General features: G+C 39.5%; 19 protein-coding genes and 1 rRNA gene. 2 read left to right on the top strand and 18 right to left on the bottom strand.

Features of this window, described 5'->3' with window-relative positions:
* Positions 1-602 precede the first annotated feature (602 nt).
* The 16 genes from BO222_RS08510 to gap all read right to left on the bottom strand — a co-directional run bounded on the left by BO222_RS08510 (position 603) and on the right by gap (position 17,210).
* Positions 603-1,004, bottom strand: coding sequence for a hypothetical protein (locus BO222_RS08510; protein WP_075820160.1), 402 nt, complete (start codon positions 1,002-1,004; stop codon positions 603-605).
* 180 nt (positions 1,005-1,184) lie between these two features.
* The gene (locus tag BO222_RS08505; protein ID WP_075820157.1) at positions 1,185-2,978 is read right to left on the bottom strand and encodes an AAA family ATPase; all 1,794 of its coding nucleotides are present in this window, start codon (positions 2,976-2,978) and stop codon (positions 1,185-1,187) included.
* Positions 2,979-3,322: 344 nt separating this feature from the next.
* Complete coding sequence (gene glmS, locus BO222_RS08500; protein ID WP_075820155.1) at positions 3,323-5,161, bottom strand: glutamine--fructose-6-phosphate transaminase (isomerizing); 1,839 nt, start codon at positions 5,159-5,161, stop codon at positions 3,323-3,325.
* A gap of 532 nt (positions 5,162-5,693) precedes the next feature.
* The gene (gene rnr / locus BO222_RS08495) at positions 5,694-7,832 is read right to left on the bottom strand and encodes a ribonuclease R (RefSeq protein WP_075820153.1); all 2,139 of its coding nucleotides are present in this window, start codon (positions 7,830-7,832) and stop codon (positions 5,694-5,696) included.
* A 51-nt stretch (positions 7,833-7,883) separates the two neighbouring features.
* Positions 7,884-8,114 (bottom strand): preprotein translocase subunit SecG, encoded by a 231-nt coding sequence (gene secG / locus BO222_RS08490; RefSeq protein WP_075820151.1) that lies wholly within the window; start codon positions 8,112-8,114, stop codon positions 7,884-7,886.
* Between the two features lie 52 nt (positions 8,115-8,166).
* On the bottom strand, positions 8,167-8,943 hold the full coding sequence (locus tag BO222_RS08485) for an HAD-IIA family hydrolase (RefSeq protein ID WP_075820149.1): 777 nt from the start codon (positions 8,941-8,943) through the stop codon (positions 8,167-8,169).
* A gap of 210 nt (positions 8,944-9,153) precedes the next feature.
* Positions 9,154-9,711, bottom strand: coding sequence for a transcription termination/antitermination protein NusG (nusG, locus tag BO222_RS08480; RefSeq protein WP_075820147.1), 558 nt, complete (start codon positions 9,709-9,711; stop codon positions 9,154-9,156).
* Positions 9,712-10,352: 641 nt separating this feature from the next.
* Positions 10,353-10,550 (bottom strand): preprotein translocase subunit SecE, encoded by a 198-nt coding sequence (gene secE, locus BO222_RS08475; RefSeq protein ID WP_075820144.1) that lies wholly within the window; start codon positions 10,548-10,550, stop codon positions 10,353-10,355.
* Between the two features lie 34 nt (positions 10,551-10,584).
* A complete protein-coding gene (gene rpmG / locus BO222_RS08470) occupies positions 10,585-10,734 on the bottom strand; it encodes a 50S ribosomal protein L33 (RefSeq protein WP_075820142.1) in 150 nt (49 codons plus the stop codon).
* A gap of 49 nt (positions 10,735-10,783) precedes the next feature.
* The gene (locus tag BO222_RS08465) at positions 10,784-11,392 is read right to left on the bottom strand and encodes a hypothetical protein (protein WP_075820140.1); all 609 of its coding nucleotides are present in this window, start codon (positions 11,390-11,392) and stop codon (positions 10,784-10,786) included.
* A 255-nt stretch (positions 11,393-11,647) separates the two neighbouring features.
* Positions 11,648-12,373, bottom strand: a complete 726-nt coding sequence (gene rlmB, locus BO222_RS08460) for a 23S rRNA (guanosine(2251)-2'-O)-methyltransferase RlmB (protein WP_075820137.1) — start codon at positions 12,371-12,373, stop codon at positions 11,648-11,650.
* Positions 12,370-12,756 carry a Mini-ribonuclease 3 gene (locus BO222_RS08455; RefSeq protein WP_075820135.1) on the bottom strand — a complete coding sequence of 129 codons (387 nt, stop codon included), beginning with the start codon at positions 12,754-12,756 and terminating at the stop codon, positions 12,370-12,372. The genes rlmB and BO222_RS08455 overlap by 4 nt, the downstream gene beginning before the upstream one ends.
* The gene (cysS, locus tag BO222_RS08450) at positions 12,756-14,090 is read right to left on the bottom strand and encodes a cysteine--tRNA ligase (protein ID WP_075820133.1); all 1,335 of its coding nucleotides are present in this window, start codon (positions 14,088-14,090) and stop codon (positions 12,756-12,758) included. The genes BO222_RS08455 and cysS overlap by 1 nt, the downstream gene beginning before the upstream one ends.
* Before the next feature lie 114 nt (positions 14,091-14,204).
* A complete protein-coding gene (locus BO222_RS13990) occupies positions 14,205-14,375 on the bottom strand; it encodes a hypothetical protein (RefSeq protein WP_178390424.1) in 171 nt (56 codons plus the stop codon).
* Between the two features lie 389 nt (positions 14,376-14,764).
* Positions 14,765-15,811: a DUF4349 domain-containing protein gene (locus tag BO222_RS08445; RefSeq protein ID WP_075857293.1), complete on the bottom strand. Its 1,047-nt coding sequence runs from the start codon at positions 15,809-15,811 to the stop codon at positions 14,765-14,767.
* Between the two features lie 373 nt (positions 15,812-16,184).
* A complete protein-coding gene (gap, locus tag BO222_RS08440) occupies positions 16,185-17,210 on the bottom strand; it encodes a type I glyceraldehyde-3-phosphate dehydrogenase (RefSeq protein ID WP_075820129.1) in 1,026 nt (341 codons plus the stop codon).
* 615 nt (positions 17,211-17,825) lie between these two features.
* On the opposite strand from gap, the gene BO222_RS08430 reads away from it, so the two are divergent.
* Both BO222_RS08430 and BO222_RS08425 read left to right on the top strand, forming a co-directional pair.
* Positions 17,826-18,323, top strand: a complete 498-nt coding sequence (locus tag BO222_RS08430; protein WP_075820125.1) for an Lrp/AsnC family transcriptional regulator — start codon at positions 17,826-17,828, stop codon at positions 18,321-18,323.
* A complete protein-coding gene (locus BO222_RS08425; protein ID WP_075820123.1) occupies positions 18,320-19,543 on the top strand; it encodes a pyridoxal phosphate-dependent aminotransferase in 1,224 nt (407 codons plus the stop codon). The genes BO222_RS08430 and BO222_RS08425 overlap by 4 nt, the downstream gene beginning before the upstream one ends.
* Positions 19,544-19,765: 222 nt before the next feature.
* Here BO222_RS08425 and BO222_RS08420 read toward each other — a convergent pair whose 3' ends face one another.
* The gene (locus BO222_RS08420; RefSeq protein ID WP_075820121.1) at positions 19,766-20,992 is read right to left on the bottom strand and encodes a hypothetical protein; all 1,227 of its coding nucleotides are present in this window, start codon (positions 20,990-20,992) and stop codon (positions 19,766-19,768) included.
* Positions 20,993-21,373: 381 nt separating this feature from the next.
* Positions 21,374-21,479 (bottom strand): 5S ribosomal RNA (gene rrf, locus BO222_RS08415).
* Between the last annotated feature and the right edge of the window lie 140 nt (positions 21,480-21,619).

The following is a 21,619-nucleotide window of genomic DNA, read 5'->3' as shown; positions in this document are numbered from 1 at the left end:
GGGGAATGAGGGGAGCCGAAAATGGGGGCTTGCAGGCTCAGAAACAGACATTGGCTACTCTATCTTATGTCTGTTCCTGAGCCTTTCAGCCCCCATTTTGATCACCCAAACTGTTAACTTATAAATCACCCAAATTGTTAACTTTTTTATTGACTACGAACAACTTTTTGAATTTCTATTTTGAAAATACTCTTAATTCACCATTACCTTTTGTTCGGGGTTTTTCGGAGTCAAGTTATTATATGTAGTCTGATTCACCATATTGATTTGATTGATTAAAAAAGTTCTCTGATTTTCGATTTTCAAATTTTTGATTCCAAGCAAAAAAGATTGAATCTTATCTTACATCTCAAAATAAAACATTTCGCCTTCTCATCTTTAAGCTGTTATACATGTTGAAAACATGTAAAAAAGATAAAAATAAGCCCAGCATTACGATTTAATCCGTGATCAATCGCTGTGCTGGGCTAGACTTGATTCTATTTTTAGCTTTATGCTGCTATTTATTCTCTAAGCTCTGAAATCAGCTTTTTTAACAGATTTGAATTTGAGAAACAGACAGCCGTTTAAGTATGATTTGATTCAAAAGTTCTGAATAGCTCTCAGTCCTTTTTGACCATTGTCAGATTATGTAATGGAACTGGTGGATATTTTACCCAGTCATCAAATGCACTGACCCATTCGTCGAGATAATTCAGATAACTTGATAATAAAAACGTAGTGTACCGATGAGCTAGAATGAAGAAATCCTTGGCTTCTTCGAACGCTTTTTCACTCAACATACAGTCTTCAAAAAAAATATGCTGGGAGATAAGACGGTTCATCTCATGCTTCATCAGATACATGAACAGGGATTTTTGAAGTGGAGATTCATCCAGCTCATCAAAGGAAATATGCAGTGATTCCTGAGCGTATGAGATTCCCCGATAAATCATGTACCAGGACAGATCGTTGCCTACCTTGCTGACAATTTCCTGAAATGATCGAATTGGTTTTGCTTTCATGAAATCACCGTCACCTTTCTGTCCTGAAAAATTGTGAAAAACCCGTTTGAAATTCTAACATCTGCAATTCATATTGTAAAAGGCTATGACATATAACCTCCAGGAATGCTCTAGTTTCCATGAATAATGGCACATTCAAAAGCAATTCATAAATCTTCTTTACACTTTCAGGATCTTTTTTTACTTTTTAAGATCATTTTGTTCCATAGAACTCTGATTCGAGCTATCCCGATGATCTTCTTCTGATTCATCCGGTTCATTATATACGCATAAATCAGACTGAGTTTCTGAAGAAACGTTTTTTGCTTTAGCCAGAATGGCACTCAGTTCATTTGAAACCTGCTTGAATTCTTCCGGATTAAACGGGAGTGAAGACGGATTGATTTCCGAATCTGAATTCATTGAATGATCAAGAGATTGATCAGAATGATTCACATTTAAATCCGGTTTCATCCCCAGCTCTGATTGGCTCTTATACTTTTTTTCGCCCTTCTTCTCCGATTTTTTTACTGGATAATCTTCGAGATCTTCAGGTTCTAAGGCCGCAAGCATTTCATCGGTTATTTCTGAAGCTTTGGCCAGACGGTTGGCCTGATGGACCATAGCCTTTTCAAAGTAATTACGTACGGTTCGCCCATTGGCAAAGTCCCTGTCTCTGTTTTCATACATCCGGGTAAAGACATCTTTAACCTTATTTTTTGAATCTTCAGATAAGGTATACCCAGACTTTGAACACATCGATTCAAAGATTGAGTACAATTCTTCGGGCGTATAATCTGGAAAATCAATGAACTTGTTAAAGCGGGATTTCAGACCTGGATTGGACTGTAAAAAATCTTCCATCGGTTTAGGATATCCTGCAACAATGACCGCCAGATCACTGCGGTTATTTTCCATTTCCACAAGTAGGGTGTTAACCGCTTCATAGCCAAAGTCGCTCTTGTCTTTTCCTGAAGTGAGTGCATAGGCTTCGTCAATGAACAACACGCCGCCTTTTGCTGAATTGGTTACTTCCTGAGTCTTGATTGCAGTCTGTCCGACATAGCCGCTGACAAGCTCTGAGCGATCAACTTCAATCAGCTGTCCTTTGCTTAAAGCACCTAACGCATGGTAGATCCTTGCTAACAGTCTGGCTACCGTGGTTTTTCCAGTGCCGGGATTTCCGGTAAAGACAAGATGCATGCTGACATCGATATCTGAGAAATTACGTTCTTTGCGAAGCTTTTTGATCTTAAGCAGATTCACCAGCGAATTGACATCTTCCTTGACGGAATCAAGACCCGTCAGATCATTGAGTTCTTTCATTAGAGTGTCAAGATCTTCTGGCTCAGGAACCTGCTCTTCTTCAAGTTTTCTCTTTTCTTCTGTCTGCTTTTCAAACTGATTCTGAGTTCCGGCAAGATCCAACGATGGAATCGCTGAAGGAATGGCTTCAGGCAACGGAACATCAATCGCCATATTCAGCGTATCGGAAAAGCCCTGAGCTGCCAGCCAGTTGGTTAAGGAAAGAATATAAATCCTCTGGTCCATTTCTTCAAGCATATCCTTATTCATCGAATAAAGACGGAAAGCATCTCCTAACCGATCCAGAACCCGGATGATCGTTTCAGATGCATTTTTTGTTCCATGTTTTAAATCATATTGATAAGCAGCTCTTAAGGAGGTTGGAATCAATCCTCCAAAATCCTGCTTATGCAAATCAAGACGGTGCATCAGATCTGTAAATTCATCCGATTTAAAGTCATAGTCGAGAACTTTACGGATAAATTCAGCTCTTCTTTCGTCAACACTTCCATGAGTTTCCGCTAAAAACAGCAGATAAGAAAGCAGTTCAGCTCGATACTGAACACTCAGCGGTGTATTTAACTGAACAGAAAATTCAGGTAATTCCTTATCACATTCTCCCACGACAGAAAGTCCGGCATTGTATGCATCAATTCCCATCGAAAGAGTTCGATCAACATCATTAGGCATAATCATTTCTTCCTTTCAAAGCAGATATGATGAAAAGTTTAACAGTTAGCAGAATAACAAATACCAAAACAGATCAAAAAAACTGTTTCAGAAAGTTTCTATCTGAGTTTTGTTCATTTTCAGAATTAGAAACTGCATTTAAATTAGGATCTGAATCCGTATTCTTGAGAATTCATACCTGCTTTTTGTTCTTTTATTATCATTCAGAAAATGAATGTTGTCCAACTGCCAATCCATTGACATGAAAGGCAAAAAAGCAGCTGACTAAATTGCCGGCTGCTTGATAATCTTTATTTTGAATTTATGGTTAATAATCAAGAATTTTGAAGTTTTGCAATGAATGCTTATTCAACAGTCACTGACTTAGCCAGGTTTCTTGGCTTATCGACGTCGAGCCCCTTGGAAACTGAAACATAATATCCCATCAGCTGAAGCGGAATGATTGCTAGTGAAGTAGCAAAATGGGGATCGGTTTTAGGAATGTACACGGTAAAATGAGCTGTATCTTCTACATTATAATTTCCATAGGAAGTCAGTCCCATGATATATCCTCCTCTGGATTTGACTTCGACCATATTGGAAATCGTTTTTTCATACAGATCAGGCTGAGTCAGAATACCGACTGTCAGCGTTCCATCTTCAATCAAGGAGATCGTACCATGCTTGAGTTCTCCAGCGGCATAGGCTTCCGAATGAACATAGGATATCTCTTTCATTTTTAAAGAGCCTTCCATAGAGATCGCATAGTCAATTCCGCGTCCGATGAAAAACATGTCATGTGCATTGGCAAACTTGGATGCAAACCACTGGATACGCTCCTTGTCTTCGAGAGTCCGATCCATTTTTGCAGGCAGACTTTCGATTTCCTTAATCAGGCGATGATATTCTTCATCACTGATTCTTCCTTTTGCTAGACCCCATTCCACAGCAAGAACATAGCAAATCAACAACTGGGTGGAATAGGCTTTGGTCGTTGCCACTGCAATTTCAGGACCCGCATAGGTATATAAAACATCCCCCGCTTCTCGCGCGATTGAACTTCCAAGTACGTTGACAATTGCCAAAGTTGGAATTTCCTGATCAACGGCAAGTCTTAAGGCTGCAAGCGAATCAGCTGTTTCTCCGGACTGAGAGATGACGATGACTAAATCCGATTTTTTAAGCAGCGGTTTGCGGTATCTGAATTCACTGGCTAAATCGACACGGACAGGAACTCCTGCAAAGTCTTCGATAATGTATTGCGCTGCAATTCCAACATGGTAGGCCGAACCGCAGGCGACGATATAAATCTGTTCAATTCCATCAAGCTGCGCGATCTGAGTGCTGATGTCGGACAGATTGATCGCTTCATCCACGATATAGTGTCCAATCGTATCCCGGGCTGCTTTAGGCTGTTCATGGATCTCTTTCATCATGAAATGTTCAAAGCCGCCTTTTTCAGCAGCCTGAGCATCCCATTCAATCGTAACCAGATCTTTTTTCGTTTCTTCACGATCGATATTATAGAAAACAGCACTTCCGTCCTGTACTCTGGCAATTTCCATGTTATCGATATAGTAAACCTGGTTGGTGTAATTGAGAATTGCTGGAACATCAGATGCGATAAAGCCTTCATCTTCAGTCAGACCAATAATCAGTGGTGAATCCTTGCGGCAGACATAAATCGAGTCATCTTCATTTTTGAACATGACTGCCATGGCATAGGATCCCCGGATACGAATCATGGCACGGGCAATCGAATCGACTGGTCCCTGTTTGTATTTGTTGCTGTAATACTCAATCAGGTTCACGGCTACTTCCGTATCGGTCTGCGAATAGAAGGTATAACCTGCTTTGACCAGTTTGTCCTTGAGTTCCTGATAGTTTTCAATAATTCCGTTATGAACCGCAATGACTTCCCCATTGGTTGAAACATGAGGATGCGCATTATCTTCGGAGGGTTCTCCATGGGTTGCCCAACGCGTATGACCAATTCCGGCTGTACCGATGATTGCATTGCCATCATCTACTTTTTCAGCAAGAACCTTTAGACGCCCCTTGGCTTTTACAACTTCGATTTCTCCATTCGGTTTGCGAATGGAAATTCCAGCACTGTCATATCCCCGGTATTCAAGCTTTGCAAGTCCTTCGAGCAGTAAGGGCGCTGCCTGTCTGCTTCCAATATATCCAACAATTCCACACATAATCTTCGATTCCTTTCAAGAAATGGTTATTGAAATTAAAAAAAAAACAGTTTTCATTTTACAGTAAAAATCATAAGTCTGATTGGCATGGCCTGCAAAGGCTTGCGAAACGCAGAAATTCATATCAAGTTTAGTTACAAAAGATTGAATTGTGCATTTCTCAACAGGAATTATGACTTTCATCAGCTGCAAATCGGATCATTGTCAATCCTATGGACATTTCAGAATAATCCAGAACCATATTTCACTCTTCATTGATTCTAGGATTTTTGTGAATGTTCCAAATTGTGTGAATAACTGTATTTTACATGATAGAAGTCCAAATTGGATAAATTAGCAAAATTTAAACATATGATCTAATTTTTACTTCTGTATAACGGCGATGCTGCTCCCGTTTTCAATATTAAATCCATTTCCTGTCTTACGATATACAACTCTTGTCTCGTCTTCGATTATATTTTGAAATTTCCACATAAAAAGGCAGAAACGATATGTGTTCTGCCTTTCAATATTGAATTCAGATTAAATGGGATTAAGCCAACGCTTTTTCCTTGAATTCACCTTCAACAACTGGAAGTTCTTCTTCAACCTTTACTGGATATTCTCTTTTTGGTTGGGCAAGTTCGAATGTAACCTGACGCTTTGGCACGTTGACATCGGATAATACGACATTTACATGTTCTCCCATCTTAAATGTCCTGCCGGTGTTTTCGCCTCTTAAGGACATCGTATCAGCATCGTAAATGTAGTAATCATCCTTCATCGTGCGCAGCGGAATCAGACCTTCGATCGTGTTGTCGAGTTCGACAAAGAATCCAAAGCTGGTTACGCCAGAAATGATTCCTTCAAATTTCTGTCCAACTTTATTTTCCATATACTGAGCAGATTTCAGATCGTTGACTTCCCGTTCCAGCATAACGGCATCGCGTTCTTTTTCAGAAAGGTGAAGAGCGGATTTCTTCATTCTCTTTTCATCTTTCTTGAGCGTCTTTTCATCGTTCTGACGATCGATGACATGACGTTTTAACATACGATGAATCAGCAGATCCGGATATCGGCGGATCGGAGAAGTAAAGTGACAGTATTCTTCAAGAGCCAATCCATAATGGCCCAGATTTTCTTCGCTGTAACGAGCTTTCTGCATGGAGCGGATCGCTACGGAAGAAAGGATTTCCTTCGCATTTTCATCTTCGATGGCGTCAAGAAATTTAGCGACATCAAGTGGACGGCAGTTGTTTGGATCCAGATCACACTTTACATTCATGCTTCTGGCCATATTGATCAAAGCTTCAATCTTTTCAGGATCCGGGGTTTCATGAACCCGATACATACCTGGAAGTTTTTTGGTGTGCAGTTCATGAGCAACAGCTACATTGGCTGCAATCATAGCCTCCTCAATCATCTGTTCAGCCCATCCGCGTTCCTTAACAACGACATCGACTGGTTTTCCTTTTTCGTCCAGTACGAAATAGGCTTCTTTTGTTTCAAAGTCGATATGTCCACGGTCCTTGGTCTGCTTCTTTAATGCAGCGGCAAGATCAGAGAAATCGCGAAGCATGTCTCCAACCTTGTCATAGCCAGGATGGCTTCCAGGATTATCAAGGTATTCATTGACCTTGGAATAGGTACATCTTTCATCAGAATGGATAACTGAATCGAAGATATCGTAATCGGTCATGATTCCATCCTTGTTAAAGTCCATTCGACAGGTCAGGGTCAGGCGATCAACATCGGGATTTAATGAACAGATTCCATTGGACAGCTGGAATGGCAGCATTGGAACAACCCGGTCTGCTACATAAATCGAAGTACCTCGTTTGAAGGCTTCTTCATCAATGGCTTCATCTTCCTTGACATAGTGCGATACGTCTGCAATATGAACATACAGACGCCATCCGCCATTCGTGAGTTTTTCAACTGAAATGGCATCGTCAAAATCCTTAGTCGAATCGCCGTCGATGGTTACTGTCTTTAAAGCTCTCAGATCATAACGGTCTTTGAGTTCTTTTTTCTTAACTTTTGTAGGAATATCATCCAGTTCCTTCTGGACTTTTTTGCCGAACTCCTGACGAACTTCGTTTTCGCAAAGAATTCCGGTTACATCTACACCCGGTTCGTCTTCCTTACCGAGTAATTTTTCAATTTTAACTTTTAAAGGAGCCGTATACTCTACAACTTTGACAACGGCTTTCATATTGTTGGAAAGGGCGAAATCTTTTTCATTAATGACATCAAAAGATGTATGAAGATCCACGTCGCTGCGGAATTTAAGTCCGCGTCTGGTGCTTACAAATGTTCCAACGACATATTTGATTCCGCGTTCATAAATATGAACGACTTCATTGCCTTTGCGAGAGATCTTGACCAGAACTTCATCGGAATCGAGAAGAATTCTTGAATCTGATTTCGGGACATAGACTTTATTGTCACGGTTAAACACGGCATATTCCATCGGAGAAACATCTCTTGCCTTACCCGCAACGAAATTTTTGTTATCGATCAGAATGTATTTGACGTGATTGTTGTACAGTTTACGTTCATCCTCAAGTTCATTCAGACAGACACACATTTCCTTAAAATCACGCGTATTGGTGATTCCAAGTCGTTTTTGAAGCTCTTTTACATTCATGCTTTTGTTCTTTTCAAAAAGCATCATGATTTCATCTCTCATATTCGCCCTCCCAGAAAATTCAAAAGGGCCATTTGGTAATGGCCCCTACGATCAGATTATTTGTAAAGATATAACCAGAACGAAAAACAGGATGCCACAGGCCAGTGTCATACGGCTGATCACTTTTTCAGGCCCGCGCTCTTTCTGAACCGCGAACAAGTTCAGGTCCCCTGAACCAGTAAAGGCTGCCGATAAACCATCGGATTTTCCGCTCTGAAGCAGAACCAGAATAATCAAAAGTCCTGCATCGACCATTAATAAAATATTGATAATGTTTTCCATCAAATCACTCTTTCTTCTTTATTTTCCCGAAATCATTATAACAACTTCGCTTTTAAATTGTCATTAACTGCTCAGGGCTCACTTCTGAGAGATCACCGATTACCCAATCCGGATGAATATTCAACCTTTCGATATCTTGTCGATGGTGAACGCCGCTTTCAACCATCAATGTTTTAACATTGCTGTTTAATCCAAGGGCAATATCTGTTTCCAGATTGTCTCCAATTAAAAGAATATCTTCAGGCTTCAGGCCAAAATGGCGGCAGAACAGATCCATCATGACCGGACTTGGTTTTGAAATATCCGGTGACTTCTGATTGATCGCATATTCAAACAGCGCCACCACTGAGCCGTTTCCAACTTCAAATCCTCCAGGTTTTGCCAGGATTCGATCCTTGTTGGTTCCGATCAGTTTAGCTCCATTCAGAAGCATATCAAGCGCTTTTGAATAAGCCGCATAATCAGCGTTTTTATCGAGACCCACGAAAACAAAGTCCGGTTTTTCATCCGTAATGGTAAATCCATTATCAAGCAAAGCCTGCTTCATTCCGTTCTGACCAATGTAAAAGGCTTTAGTCCCCTCTTCATGGGCTGCCACGTATTCTGCCGCAGCCATTGCCGAATTATAGAATTTCTCTGGCAAAAGATTATGATAGCCCATTTTTTCCATATGAGCAACATTTTCTTCAGGGGTCCGCATCGAATTATTGGTTAAAAATAAAACTGGAATCTTCTTCTTCATCGCTTCATTCACCAATCGGACTCCGCTTTCGATCGGTTCAGTTCCTCGATAGAGCGTTCCATCAAGATCAAAAACTAATGTTTTCATAGGTATCAGTTCCTCCATCAAAGGTCGATTTTCATTCTGTTCCCTGTTTAATGCCAAGAACCGAATGATAGAAATCTCATATTATGTATAGAGAAAAAAGCGGCCGAATTTGCCGCTTTTTCAGTTTATCAGTTTATTTTTTTAAATGAAGACATTGTTTAAAAATCGTTCAATATATCCAGAAAACCAGGCAAGAATCTCAATGATTTTCTAGAATTCTTCTTCTTTCTTTTTCAGATCTGCGAATGGTATATCGGTTTCAGTTTCACGTCCGAAAATACGGATGGATACTGAAGCGGTCTTTTCATTCTGATCGAGACTGATGACTTTTCCGGAATCTCCTTCAAAAGGTCCGCCGATGATTTCAACCTGATCTCCTGGAGCAAAGTCAATTGTCACTTCTGTGACCTGACCCATCTGACGAAGAACATTATCTATTTCTTCCTGAGGTACAGGGAAAGGTTTAGCCCCTTTTCCACTCGATCCGATAAATCCGGTAACTCCTGGTGTATTTCTGACAACATACCAGGCTTCATCTGTCATTCGCATCTGGACCAGAATGTAACCATCAAAAAGATTGTGCATCTTTTCTACGGTCTTTCCGTCTTTTTTCGTTTCGATCTCTTTGGTTTCAGCAATCAGCACCTGAAACAGAGTATCCTCCAGGCCCATTGTCTTAATGCGGCGTTCGAGGTTTTCCTTGACTCTTCTTTCCATACCGGCATAAGTGTTTACCACATACCAGTTCTTCTGCAAATCTTCTGCCATAATTTAAATCTCCTTTAAAAAGAATTTACAATTGTTCTGAAATTCTGCTTTATTTTTCTGATTCGATGTTCATCATCGAAAAAATCAAAAGCGGATCAGAACATCGTTTGAATCGAACTCACGACAAAAAAACCATACCGCCAAATCTTTCCATCGTCAAACGCTCTCAGATTGAGGTTTAAGTCCTCTACAGCAAGTACAGATTTTTTTCCAGTCTGTTTCGTTTTGAGCGATTGCTAAAAGCAATCACCAAAGAAGCTTCAACAGAAGATTCGAAAGACAAAGCAGATCAGAAGGGAGTCAGACCATACGAATTGGTTCATTTTCTTTCTGGTAATTCTGATCAAAAGTGATCCATTAATGCCAAGTATAGCATTGAATGCTTTTCATTTCTTTAAGAGAACTTCTTCGCAGCTCGTTCTGTCAAAATTCGATTTTCAGATCTTTAAAACTTCAACTGATTAGACCTTCAGTCCAATTAAACGATTTAACATAGACTGAATGAGATTTTTCCTTCTAAAACCAGAAATATGCTGGGTATGAATTCCGGTTTAGAAATCAGGTTAAGAACTGTAAAAGAAAAAGCGGCCACCCATTTCTGGTCAGCAGCTTTTTTATCCTATTACTTCAGGCGCTAAAACTTAGAGAGAAACGATCCAACTGATCAGTCCGGAAGCTGCCATTTCACAGACAAAGAAGTAAAGCCCAAAGAGCAGCGTGAAAATCACGACCAGTCCAGACGTGCTGAACAGCTGCTTGAGTGAAGGCCACTGTACTTTCTTTAATTCTGCTAAGACTGCTTTTGGAGAGAACGTAGGATCTTTTAAGTTGTTTTCCATTGTTATCCCGCTTTCTAAAATTTCTTTTGAATTGTTATTTTGCTTCTTTATGCAAAGTGTGTTTATTGCATTTTGGACAGAATTTTCTAATTTCCAGACGCTTGGTCTGAGCCTTTTTATTCTTCTCAGTCGTATAGTTTCTGGAAAGACATTCTTCACAAACCAGAGTTATTTTGTCTGCCATACTCGGCCTCCTTTGCAAATTTAAAATATATCAGTGAACAAAAATTATGTCAATGACTGTTAATTTCGCAGACTATTCTGGAACAGGTCCTTTTTAAATCGGCGATTTCTGCTCTTGAATAACCATAATCTCTCATCAGTTCTGCTTTTTTGACTCCCTGCGCAAGCAGGTGGACAATTTTCTTTTGCCTGTCTGTAATCTGTTGATTCAATCGTTCAAAAATCAGCTCATAATACATTTTCTCGATGATCTTTGAGCCATCCAGAGCCCGGGGATCTCTGAGCATCCCTGTTGATTCGTAATCGATTCTTTCAGAATACTTAGACTGATCCGGGCGATCAGAACCATCTTTTCTGGCTTTTCTCTTATAGCCTCGACTGACATTCGATGCCATCATTCGAAGGTTGTGCTCCAGAAAGGTCTTAAACTGACATCCTCTTTGAGGATTATATCGATAGACCGCATGAATAATTTCCTGATCACAATCATGAAACCAGTCTTCAATCGTATAGGCAATTTTGGACTGATCGAACAGCTCGTGATATAAAATGCGCTCTTTCGTGCGATATTTCCTGCACAGCAAATCTAAGGCTTCCGAATCGTTCATTATAATCAGGTAAATCAGTTCGTAATCATTCAAATTTTTTAAGGAATCCATTCTTCTCTCCTGAAACCCAAAGCATTCGAATTCAAACAGGAAGAGATTCAATTTCTTTCAATCCATACTGCGGCTCAAGACCAATTATCCTGAAATAAATCATATCTGCAGATTTTCTTAAGGCAATTTTAAGAATACAACCAACCAGATGATTCGTGGAAAAATCAGGGAAGAAATTCCAGAACCATCTACTCAACATCCATATTGAACTATATCAGTTGGTTTGAATATCCGAAATGATTCATATCTAAGCAATCACTTCGACAATGGATGACGCTGATTGACTACTTCATACATCAGAATCCCTGCGGCAACCGAAGCATTCAGCGATTGAACATTACCATACATGGGTAAAGTGACGGCATAATCGCAATGCTTTTTTACGTTGCGGCTGATCCCTTTTCCTTCATTTCCAATGACAATGACTACAGGAATATCATAAATTCCTTCCCGGTAATCCCTGGCGTTTTCAAAATCAGTAGCAATTGCCCAGTATCCATTATCCTTGAGGGTATCGATAGCGTTGGACAGATTGGTTACACAGGATACTGGAACGGTATAAGCCGCTCCAGTACTGGCTTTAATGGCGGCTGGTGTTAATGAAGCTGAGTTGTGTTTTGTAATCAGAACTCCATTCGCTCCAGCGGCATCCGCTGTTCTTAGGATGGCTCCTAAATTGTGTGGATCCTGCAGTTCATCGAGTGCGATGAAGAAACCATTTTCTTTTTCAGGAACCATTCTGATCAGATCTTCCACCGAATATAAAGGAATATCCTTAACCTTGGCTGCAACCCCCTGATGGATTCCCCGATCGGTTAATCGATCAAGATAAGCCCTGGAGACTGTAGAATTTCGAATATGTTGTTTCGAAATCATGTCCAGTATCTTTTTATCTCGAAAGCCATCCAGTAAATAGATTTCAAGGATCTGAGAAGGGTCTTCCTGCAGCTGGCTGAGGACATTTTTGCCATAAACGATCATAGCGTATCTCCAATTTCCATACAGAGATCAAGCAGCTGATTCAGCCTTTCTTCATGGTGGTAGCGGCTAAGATAACCGACCAGACATTCAAGAGCTGTTGCCTGCATATATGTCTTGCGGTCAGCGTTTTTTGCAGTGGTATTCACGTTGGCATTTCGGCCTCGGCGAAGCATTTCTTCTTCGTCTTCAAGAAAGAAATTTCTCTGATTTAGTTCATTCAGGATCGCAGCCTGCCCTCTTGCAGAACAAATTTTAGCACTCGCACGTTCAAAGACCGCAGGTTTCTGAATCCCCTTATTGAGAATATGATTTCTGGCTTTTAATGAATAAATGGCATCGCCAATCCAGGCTAAGCTGACTGGATTCTCTGTAACAATCTCCATTATACCAATCCTGCTTCCATCAGCTGCGCACGCAGACCATCTGCTTTTTCGAAGTCTTTTTCCTTAACAGCCTGTTTCCAGTTTTTCCAGGTTTCAATTTCAGTTTCATCAGGGATATGCACATTCATTCTCACTCCCAGGATCTTCATCATCTGATTGACTGATCCACATAGTAAGGCTACTTCTTCTAAATCAGGTTCACGTTTGCGAAGAGCTGTGTTGAGAGCCTTGATGGCAGCCATTAACGCAGTAATCGCATTTGGCGTATTGAGATCTTCAGCCATCTGAGTGATAAATTCAGCGTAGTGCGGTTCATTTTGATCAAATTCAGGAGTCATCTGATTCAGAGTGAGGATAAGAAGAGCCTGCTGGACTGGCTTTTCAATTTTCTTAATCTCTTTTCCTGCATTATCGAGCGCTTCCGCATTCAGGTTTAACGGAGCTCTGTAATGCGTGGAAACCATCATCCAGCGAACCACTGGTCCGCTATACTGTTCAATCAGATCCTTAGCCCATAAGACATTTCCAAGCGATTTGGACATTTTTTCATTGTCAATGTTAATCATACCGTTATGAACCCAGGTATTGGCCAAAGAGGTATCATGCAGCGAACGGCACTGCGCGACTTCATTTTCATGGTGCGGAAATTTCAGATCCATTCCCCCACCATGTATATCAATCAAGTTCTTTTTAAAGACATCCTGAATCATGACGACACATTCGGTATGCCATCCTGGCCGTCCCTTACCCCATGGAGAATCCCACTGAATCCCCTTATCAGTCTTTTTCCAGAGTGTAAAATCAAGTGGAGATTCCTTGTTTTCATTTTCATCAATTCTGGCTCCGACAAGCAGATCGTCAACTCTCTGATGGGACAATTCCCCATAGCAATGATCGCTATTTACCCGGTAATATACATCATTTCCGGCCTGATAAGCCGCTCCATTTTTAACCAGCTCATCAATAAACTGAATGATGTGATCCATCGTCTCGGTCACGCGTGGAGCATAATCTGGTTGTCTGGCCCCGAGATCAGTTCTCGTTTTTGCATAAACTTCGATGTATCGATCTGTGATCTCTTTTTCACTGACTCCTTCCTCGATGGCTTTTGCAATAATCTTGTCATCCACATCGGTGTAGTTGGATGCATATGTGACCTCATAGCCTAATGCTTCTAAAGTATTGACAAGGGTATCAAAAACCACAATTGGTCGGGCATTTCCTATATGCGGGTAATTGTATACGGTTGGACCACAGACATACATTGAAATTTTATTCTCTTCAATCGGTTTGATTTCTTCTGTTTTCTGTGTATAGGTGTTGTAAAGCTTCATAACGATCTCCTTTTCAGAAGAATCCTGCTTTGAATTTCAGGATCATTCTAGCAATATAAAGTGACAAATCTTGTTTATTTCAGATTATTTTCCATCTTTTATTTAAAACAGAAGCTAGTTATTATCATCAGAATCAGTCATTTTGAGCAATGCTGCAAACTGTTCAATTAATGCAGGATCAATTCCTTCATCTCTCATATTTTCAATGTAGGCTGCATCAAGGTCGTCTACATCTTTTGTCAGATTATCACGTTCATCATCAACGAGTCTTTCACGAATTGCCATATCAGTGCCTTCTTTCTATTCTCAACGAGCTTTAATTCAATTAACGCTAATTATTCTATCGCAGTCAGCTATTCTTCCAGATCGAAGAAACAGCTAAACATTGTAATCATACCGAATTTTTGAATTCATGCAAAATTGCCAATTTTTACAGGTTTTATTATGAGTTGGTCTATAGACTTCCCCAGCAAACAGAGCGTTACTAGGACTCCCGCCTTCAATCATGCTGCAGAAAAAGAAAATTTTGATACAGAAAGGCCAGCTTGAATTTTGACTTCAGGCTGGCGTTGATTCCAATAAATTTTGATAGGATAATTTTCAAAAATCGCTTAAAATCAGGGATCAATCCAGATCCATATTTATTATTTATTTTCCCTTTGAAAACGGATTGATTATTCTTCTCTTGCGGAAGAATCAGACTGATCAGAATCTTTCTGCTTATTCTGGTCGTCCTGATGGTTTTTTAATTCCGGAAGATTCTGATTTTTAAATTCCTGATCGGACATTTCTTTATTTCTGAATTTTTTAAAATGATGATCTTTGTTTCCTATATGTTTTTTCTTCCAGTAAAACTTTCGAATCAGCCATAAAAGCAGTCCGATCACCACAATCCATGGAAACAGATAAATCAGGAAGATCAGCAGATTCTGCAGACCTAAAAGCATGTATGACCAGGTATTTTTCAATGCAAAAGTTAGATTATCGATAAAACTTTCCTTTGGGCTGCTCAATACTTCAACCTTTTCAATGTTCAGATACACTGTGGAATATTCAACATCCATATCCATGCTGGACAGCTGTTCTCTATAGTCCTTAAGCTGCTGATCTACTTCCATCTGCTTTTGCTCGATATCAATGATTTCAGACAAATCTTTTGCCTGAGAGAGAAGTTCCTTTAACCGATCGCTTTGTTTTTCAAGAAATTTGATCTGTTCTTCAGTCTGTGAATAGCGCTTATAGATGTTGTCAGCATTCTTGGAAAGAGAAACTACATTGCCATCGTTATCAATCTCATTTAAGAAGGAATCAAGGTTTTTCGCAGGAATTCGCAGGGTATACGATCCATAATAAATATCCTGACTCAGCGAAGATTCGTCTGCTAAAGAACGCTCATGAGCAGATGGATTATCATAATAAGAATGATTAGAGAGGTTTTCTGCTGTGATAAATCCACCTGCTTTCTCGATATCAGCTCTGACTCCTGACCACGTTTTTTCATAATCCCGGGTTTCCATACTGACATTTACTGTGTAGACCATTTTTGTCTGATCCATATTTGCAGGGTCAATCCATCCAGAATCTTCCTGATTCATCTGAATTTCGGAATCATCAGCAGCCTCCTTTGCAATTTCTTCTGAAGCAGGAGAAGTATCGTGGGAATTGAGTGCTTCAACAGATTTATTTGAAAAAGAAACCGGTGAAAAATCATTTGTTGACATACATCCCATCAATGATAAGAAAAGAGCTGTAATTCCACCAAATAGAGCTGTTATTCTTATTCTCTGTTTTAAAATAGGATGGTTTTTTATTTTGTATTCATCTTCTGATTGAGACTTCTTTACCAAAACACTTAAATAACGCTTCATTTTTTTCTTCTCCTTTGGTTTTTGTCCAATCAATTCCTGAATTAACTGCCGTCATTCAGTCATCTCTTCATTGTGGTTTTCTTATCTGTATTCATAGCATTTACCGAGTATTTCTGATGTAAGCCTATAAGCTGAACCTTAAAGTTCTATAAATCTGTTTTAATTGTTTTACAAAAAAAGGTATCCCGAAGGATACCTATCGCTAAATCTTAATAAATGGGGGTAATTAAGCTTTTTCCTGTCCCAGTTCAGCGAAGTACTTAATAGTACGAACCATCTGAGAGGTGTAGGAGTTTTCGTTATCATACCAGGATACAACCTGTACCAGAGTGTTTCCATCTCCAGTAGGAGTAGCCATAGTCTGAGTAGCATCAAACAGAGAACCGTAAGTCATACCGATTACGTCAGAAGAAACGATTTCTTCAGTGTTGTAACCGAAGCTTTCAGTTTCAGCAGCAGCCATTGCAGCGTTAACCTGATCAGTTGTAACTTCACCTTCAACTTCAGCTACAAGGATAGTAGTGGATCCTGTAGGAACAGGAACACGCTGAGCGGAACCGATCAGTTTTCCATTCAGTTCAGGAATAACCAGACCGATAGCTTTAGCAGCACCAGTAGAGTTAGGAACGATGTTAACAGCAGCAGCGCGGGAACGACGTTTGTCACCTTTTCTCTGTGGTCCATCCAGAGTCATCTGGTCACCAGTGTAAGCATGTACAGTAGTCATGATACCGGATTTAATAGGAGCCAGTTCGTTCAAAGCTTTAGCCATAGGAGCTAAGCAGTTCGTTGTGCAGGATGCAGCAGAAATAATTGTGTCTTCAGGTTTCAGGATTTCCTGGTTAACGTTGTAAACAACGGTTGGCAGGTCGTTTCCAGCAGGTGCGGAAATAACAACTTTTTTAGCTCCAGCGTCTACGTGAGCCTGAGCTTTTGCCTTAGAAGTATAGAAACCAGTACATTCAAGAACTACGTCAACATCCAGGTCGCCCCAAGGCAGTTTGGAAGCATCAGCTTCTTTGTAGATTTTGATTTCTTTACCATCAACGATGATGGAATCTTCAGTTGATTCAACTTTGTCAGCTAATTTGTAAGTACCCTGAGTAGAGTCATACTTTAAAAGGTGAGCTAACATTTCTGGGTTAGTTAAGTCATTGATAGCAACAACTTCGTAGTTAGGGTCATCAAACATCTGACGGAAAGCAAGACGTCCGATACGGCCGAAACCATTTAATGCGACTTTTACTGTCATTTTCAGTAAATCCTCCTTTAAATATCAACCATATTTTAGATGAGTACTTCAGCATTTTCAAGCCCTATCTTTTTTAAGAATTTGCAACAATTTTAACCGCAAATCGATTATTTGATCGATGGCTCGTTATCTGGAAACGCTTTCTTGTTTGTGATTTACGATTATAAAACAGCGTTATTCAGATACTGCGAAACCTCAATGATCAAACAGCCGGCAGTTAAACGCAAAACTTTCAGGGGTTCTCAGAATCCTGAAAATTTCGCGGTGAATTCTTTTTTAGACAGGACCTTGCAGCCAGCCAAAACTCACTCGAACATGGATCTGCTTTTATTCTATCCTGTTTTAAAGAAGGATGACTAGCAAATTTGTAAAATTATATTTACTTGTTTACCAATTCATTATTAAGTCTGAATATCAAACGGATTAAACCTTTTTTCTTCACTTCTTTCTTCAGTCTTTTAAATTCCTATCAAGTTGAACCTTTCGGTAAGAGCTGGTTTACAAATGATGTGAAATCAGTAAAGAAGGTCTTAGTTTATCATCAGGAATGAAACAATGTTTCAAGATTTGATAACAGCGTTTATAATGAACAAAAATGAAAAGGAGAGATCTGTTATGAATATTCAGGAGTTGCTTCGTCTTCTCGAAAAGGATGCTCGCTTAAATGCAAGAGATTTAGCGGAAATTTTAGGAGAAGATGAGCAGGAAGTGGCCGAACAGATTGATGAAATGGAAAAAAATAAGATCATCTGCGGGTATCATACGGTCATTAACTATAACAAGGTACTCAAAGATGAACTTGTTATGGCCTTTATCGAAGTCGATATCAAGCCTCAACGGGATAAAGGATACGATTATACTGCGAGTCTGATCGCAAATTATCCTGAAGTTGATTCAATGTACCTGATCACCGGTGATTCAGATTTCATTTGTCTTGTCCAGGGGAAAACCATGTTTGAAGTTGCTCGATTCGTTTCTGATAAAATTGCCTGTATTCAGGATGTTAACTCAACAAAAACTCTGTTTGTTTTGAAACAGTATAAGCAAAGCGGCCTTTTGACTGGCGATGGCAAGGAAAAAGTTATTGAAGAAAGACTGGTGGTGAGCGCATGATAAAAAAACCATCCCAAGCTGTCATTGATATCAAGCCCAGTGGCATCCGTAAATTTTTTGATCTGGCTTCGAGTATGAAAGGCGTTATTTCCTTAGGGGTTGGTGAGCCTGATTTCGATACGCCATGGCATGTGACTGAAGCTGGTGTCGATTCTCTTGCCAATGGACAGACTCATTACACCGCAAACCGTGGGCTGCTGAGACTTCGTCAGGAAATTTCTAAATTTCATGATGAACATTATGGAACAAAATATGATCCTGATAAGGAAATCATTGTAACCGTCGGTGGCAGCGAAGCGGTTGATTTATGCTGCAGAACACTTTTAGAACCAGGTGATGAAGTTATCGTATTGGATCCGAATTATGTTGCGTATGAACCAGCAATTCTTTTACAGCATGCCAAACCGGTATTTATTGAATTAAAGGAAGAAACTGAATTCAAGCTTCTTCCTGAGGATTTAGAGAAAGCTATCACAGATAAAACAAAAGCAATCATTCTTAACTACCCATCCAATCCAACTGGTGGAGTCATGACCAGAGAAGATTACGAGAAACTTGTTCCCATCATTAAGAAAAGCGGCATTTATGTCATTTCGGATGAAATTTATGCAGAGTTGACGTTTGATGGTGAATTTGCTTCCCTTGCCCAGTTTGATGAAGTAAAAGATCAGGTCATTGTAATCAATGGTTTTTCAAAAGCCTTTGCGATGACGGGGTGGAGACTGGGATACACGCTTTCCAGCCGTGAAATTTCGAGTCTGATGTTAAAGATCCACCAGTTCGTGATTATGTCTGCACCTACTCCTGCTCAACACGCAGCCATCGAAGCTTTAAAAAATGGATATCCGGACGTTCTGGAAATGAAAAAAAGCTATGAACAGCGCCGGAATTTGCTGGTGAGCCGTTTGAATAAAATGGGGCTGAAGACCAATATGCCTCATGGAACGTTCTATGTTTTTGCCAATATCAAACCCAGCAGACTGAGTTCAGATGACTTTTGCACACAGCTTCTTGAACAGGAAAAAGTGGCAATTGTTCCCGGAACCGCATTTGGAGTACATGGTGAAGGTTTTGTCAGAATTTCTTATGCTACAAGTCTTGATAACATCAAGAAAGCCTGTGAAAAGATTGAACATTTCCTGGAAACGCTGGATAATCAGAGAAAGGAGGAATTAGAAGCTGAAGTCTTGGAAGTGATGGAAGAAATCATTTCGATCTAGTATCGGATGGAAGCCTCAGCAAAACTCAGAAACAAACATTTCGTGTATTCTGCTGCAGTCTGAATCCACTTTTTCTTTTACAAATCAAGTCCTGTTTTACGGTTGCTTCAATAAAAATCAAAATCCCAAAAGGACTATAGAAAATCTTACGTAAACCTGTTAAAAAAAAAGGAATCCAGCATTTCGTTGGATTCCTTTTGATTCCTATTGCCGTCAATTCAGCTAAAGATTGACATCTGTATCCTTTTTAGTCGAATTTTCTTCCTGTTTAATGGATTCGTCTGCTGATAGATCTTCTGTATTTTCATTTGGTTTGTTTGATGTTTGGGTAATAATAGTCTGAGTGATATCTGAATCAGGCTCTAAATTATCTGAAGCAAACTCATTTGGTTCGACCATTTCAGTTTTTGTCACATCGACCTGAATCTGTGTAGTAGGAAGATCAGGTAATGGAGTATTAGCTTTCATTGGATCCTGATTAAAACAGTCAGATGACTGGATATCATTTACACCCTGGTCTATGACTGGAGTATTCAGCTCTTCAGTAAATTGTCCATAAACTGGTTTTTCATAGTAGTTTCCAAGCTGATCATCGTTTACATCCATCAAAATTTTCACATAGGCTACTTCAGTATAAACTAAATTGGCAATTGCAATTAGAATCCATAAAATCATGAAAATAAAAGAAGCAAATAATCCAAATACCGGATTCAGCATAAAACCCAATACCAACAAAACAACAAGGATGATAGCTATTCCGCTGGTTACACCAATTGGCAGGAAGGCCAACAAAAGGCAATCGGAAAAGTTTGGAGTATATCCTTCTTCCTGATTTTCTTCAGCCGCAATTTTATAAACCCCGTAGTAGCTGATTGAATTAGAAACAGTTCCGCCGACTACAGTAATTAATGCTGCAAAAGCAATTATTAAAAGGATAAATGGAAGAATCGAAGTAATCATCTCTCCAATCGCATAAGCATCTGCATATTCGTAGATGTATGAGAAATAGTACAGTTTATCATAGATCGAGTAAGCAAATCCACCAGCCAGTAATGAGAAGAAAAAGAAACTGATCAAGCCGATTCCAAATGCAGTCAATACACTGAGGAGAACATTCCAAATGAGATATGTTTTCAGGTACTTTTTCCAATTCTCAAATCCATACCGGAAAAATTCCTTATACATCTCTAAAAAGTCCATCCTTTGATTTTCAAAGACTGTTTTCTTAAGAATCTCAATTGAAGAGATAATTGTAAAATAAGCGATTCCCAAGTCTACAACCGCCATAAGAATTGTGATAATCGGCTGCCAGAAATCTCTGAACAAGCCATTAAACAGAGCGCTTATCAACCCAATTGCGATCATGTTGAGAATGTTAATACCGATCAATAACAACACGCTTTTTTTATGTTCTACGACCTGATTCCAGGCCACGCGAAGATTTTTCATAATATTCCTTTCCAGTATCATTAATTTATTGAATACCTATGAAAATCATACCTTTCAAATGTGAAAATTAGAGATTGAAAAGCTTAACGATTACCAAGCATTCCTTAAGATTTTCAATAAGTTCAAAAATTCAACATATTAATTAAGATCAATGTTCAAAATGATTCTATTGTTAGTTTAAATACGATTTAATACAGGTAATTTCCTATACCGCTTCGACAGTCTCGATAGTATGTTAATGCATTATACAACGATACAATATAGTTAATTATATCACTCTTTAATAACCGGAATAAATAGGTTATAAATTTTTAAACAGTTTCAGAAATAAAGAAAAAAGCCGATCTGAAGTGATTGCTCACTCAGATCGGCTTGCTGTTTGCATGGCCTCTTGCTATTTTCGCTGTTCACTATCGTCGCCGTTAGAATGCTTGACTGCCAGGTTCGAAAAGTGTCTGGGTATTTCCATTCTGCCATCAAGACCACACCATGGATCTTTCAAAACCAAACATCAGCGACATCCTTCTTGTCTGTTGTCTTTGTTCTTTGTGTTTTACACTTCGCTTGCTTCGATCAAGCCCTCGACCGATTAGTATCAGCCAACTTCATGCATCTCTGCACTTCCAT

Source organism: Ileibacterium valens, assembly GCF_001945525.1.
Lineage (GTDB): Bacteria > Bacillota_I > Bacilli_A > Erysipelotrichales > Erysipelotrichaceae > Ileibacterium > Ileibacterium valens.
The sequence above is the reverse complement of the archived record's forward strand: the minus strand, read 5'-3'. Positions and strand labels throughout refer to the sequence as shown.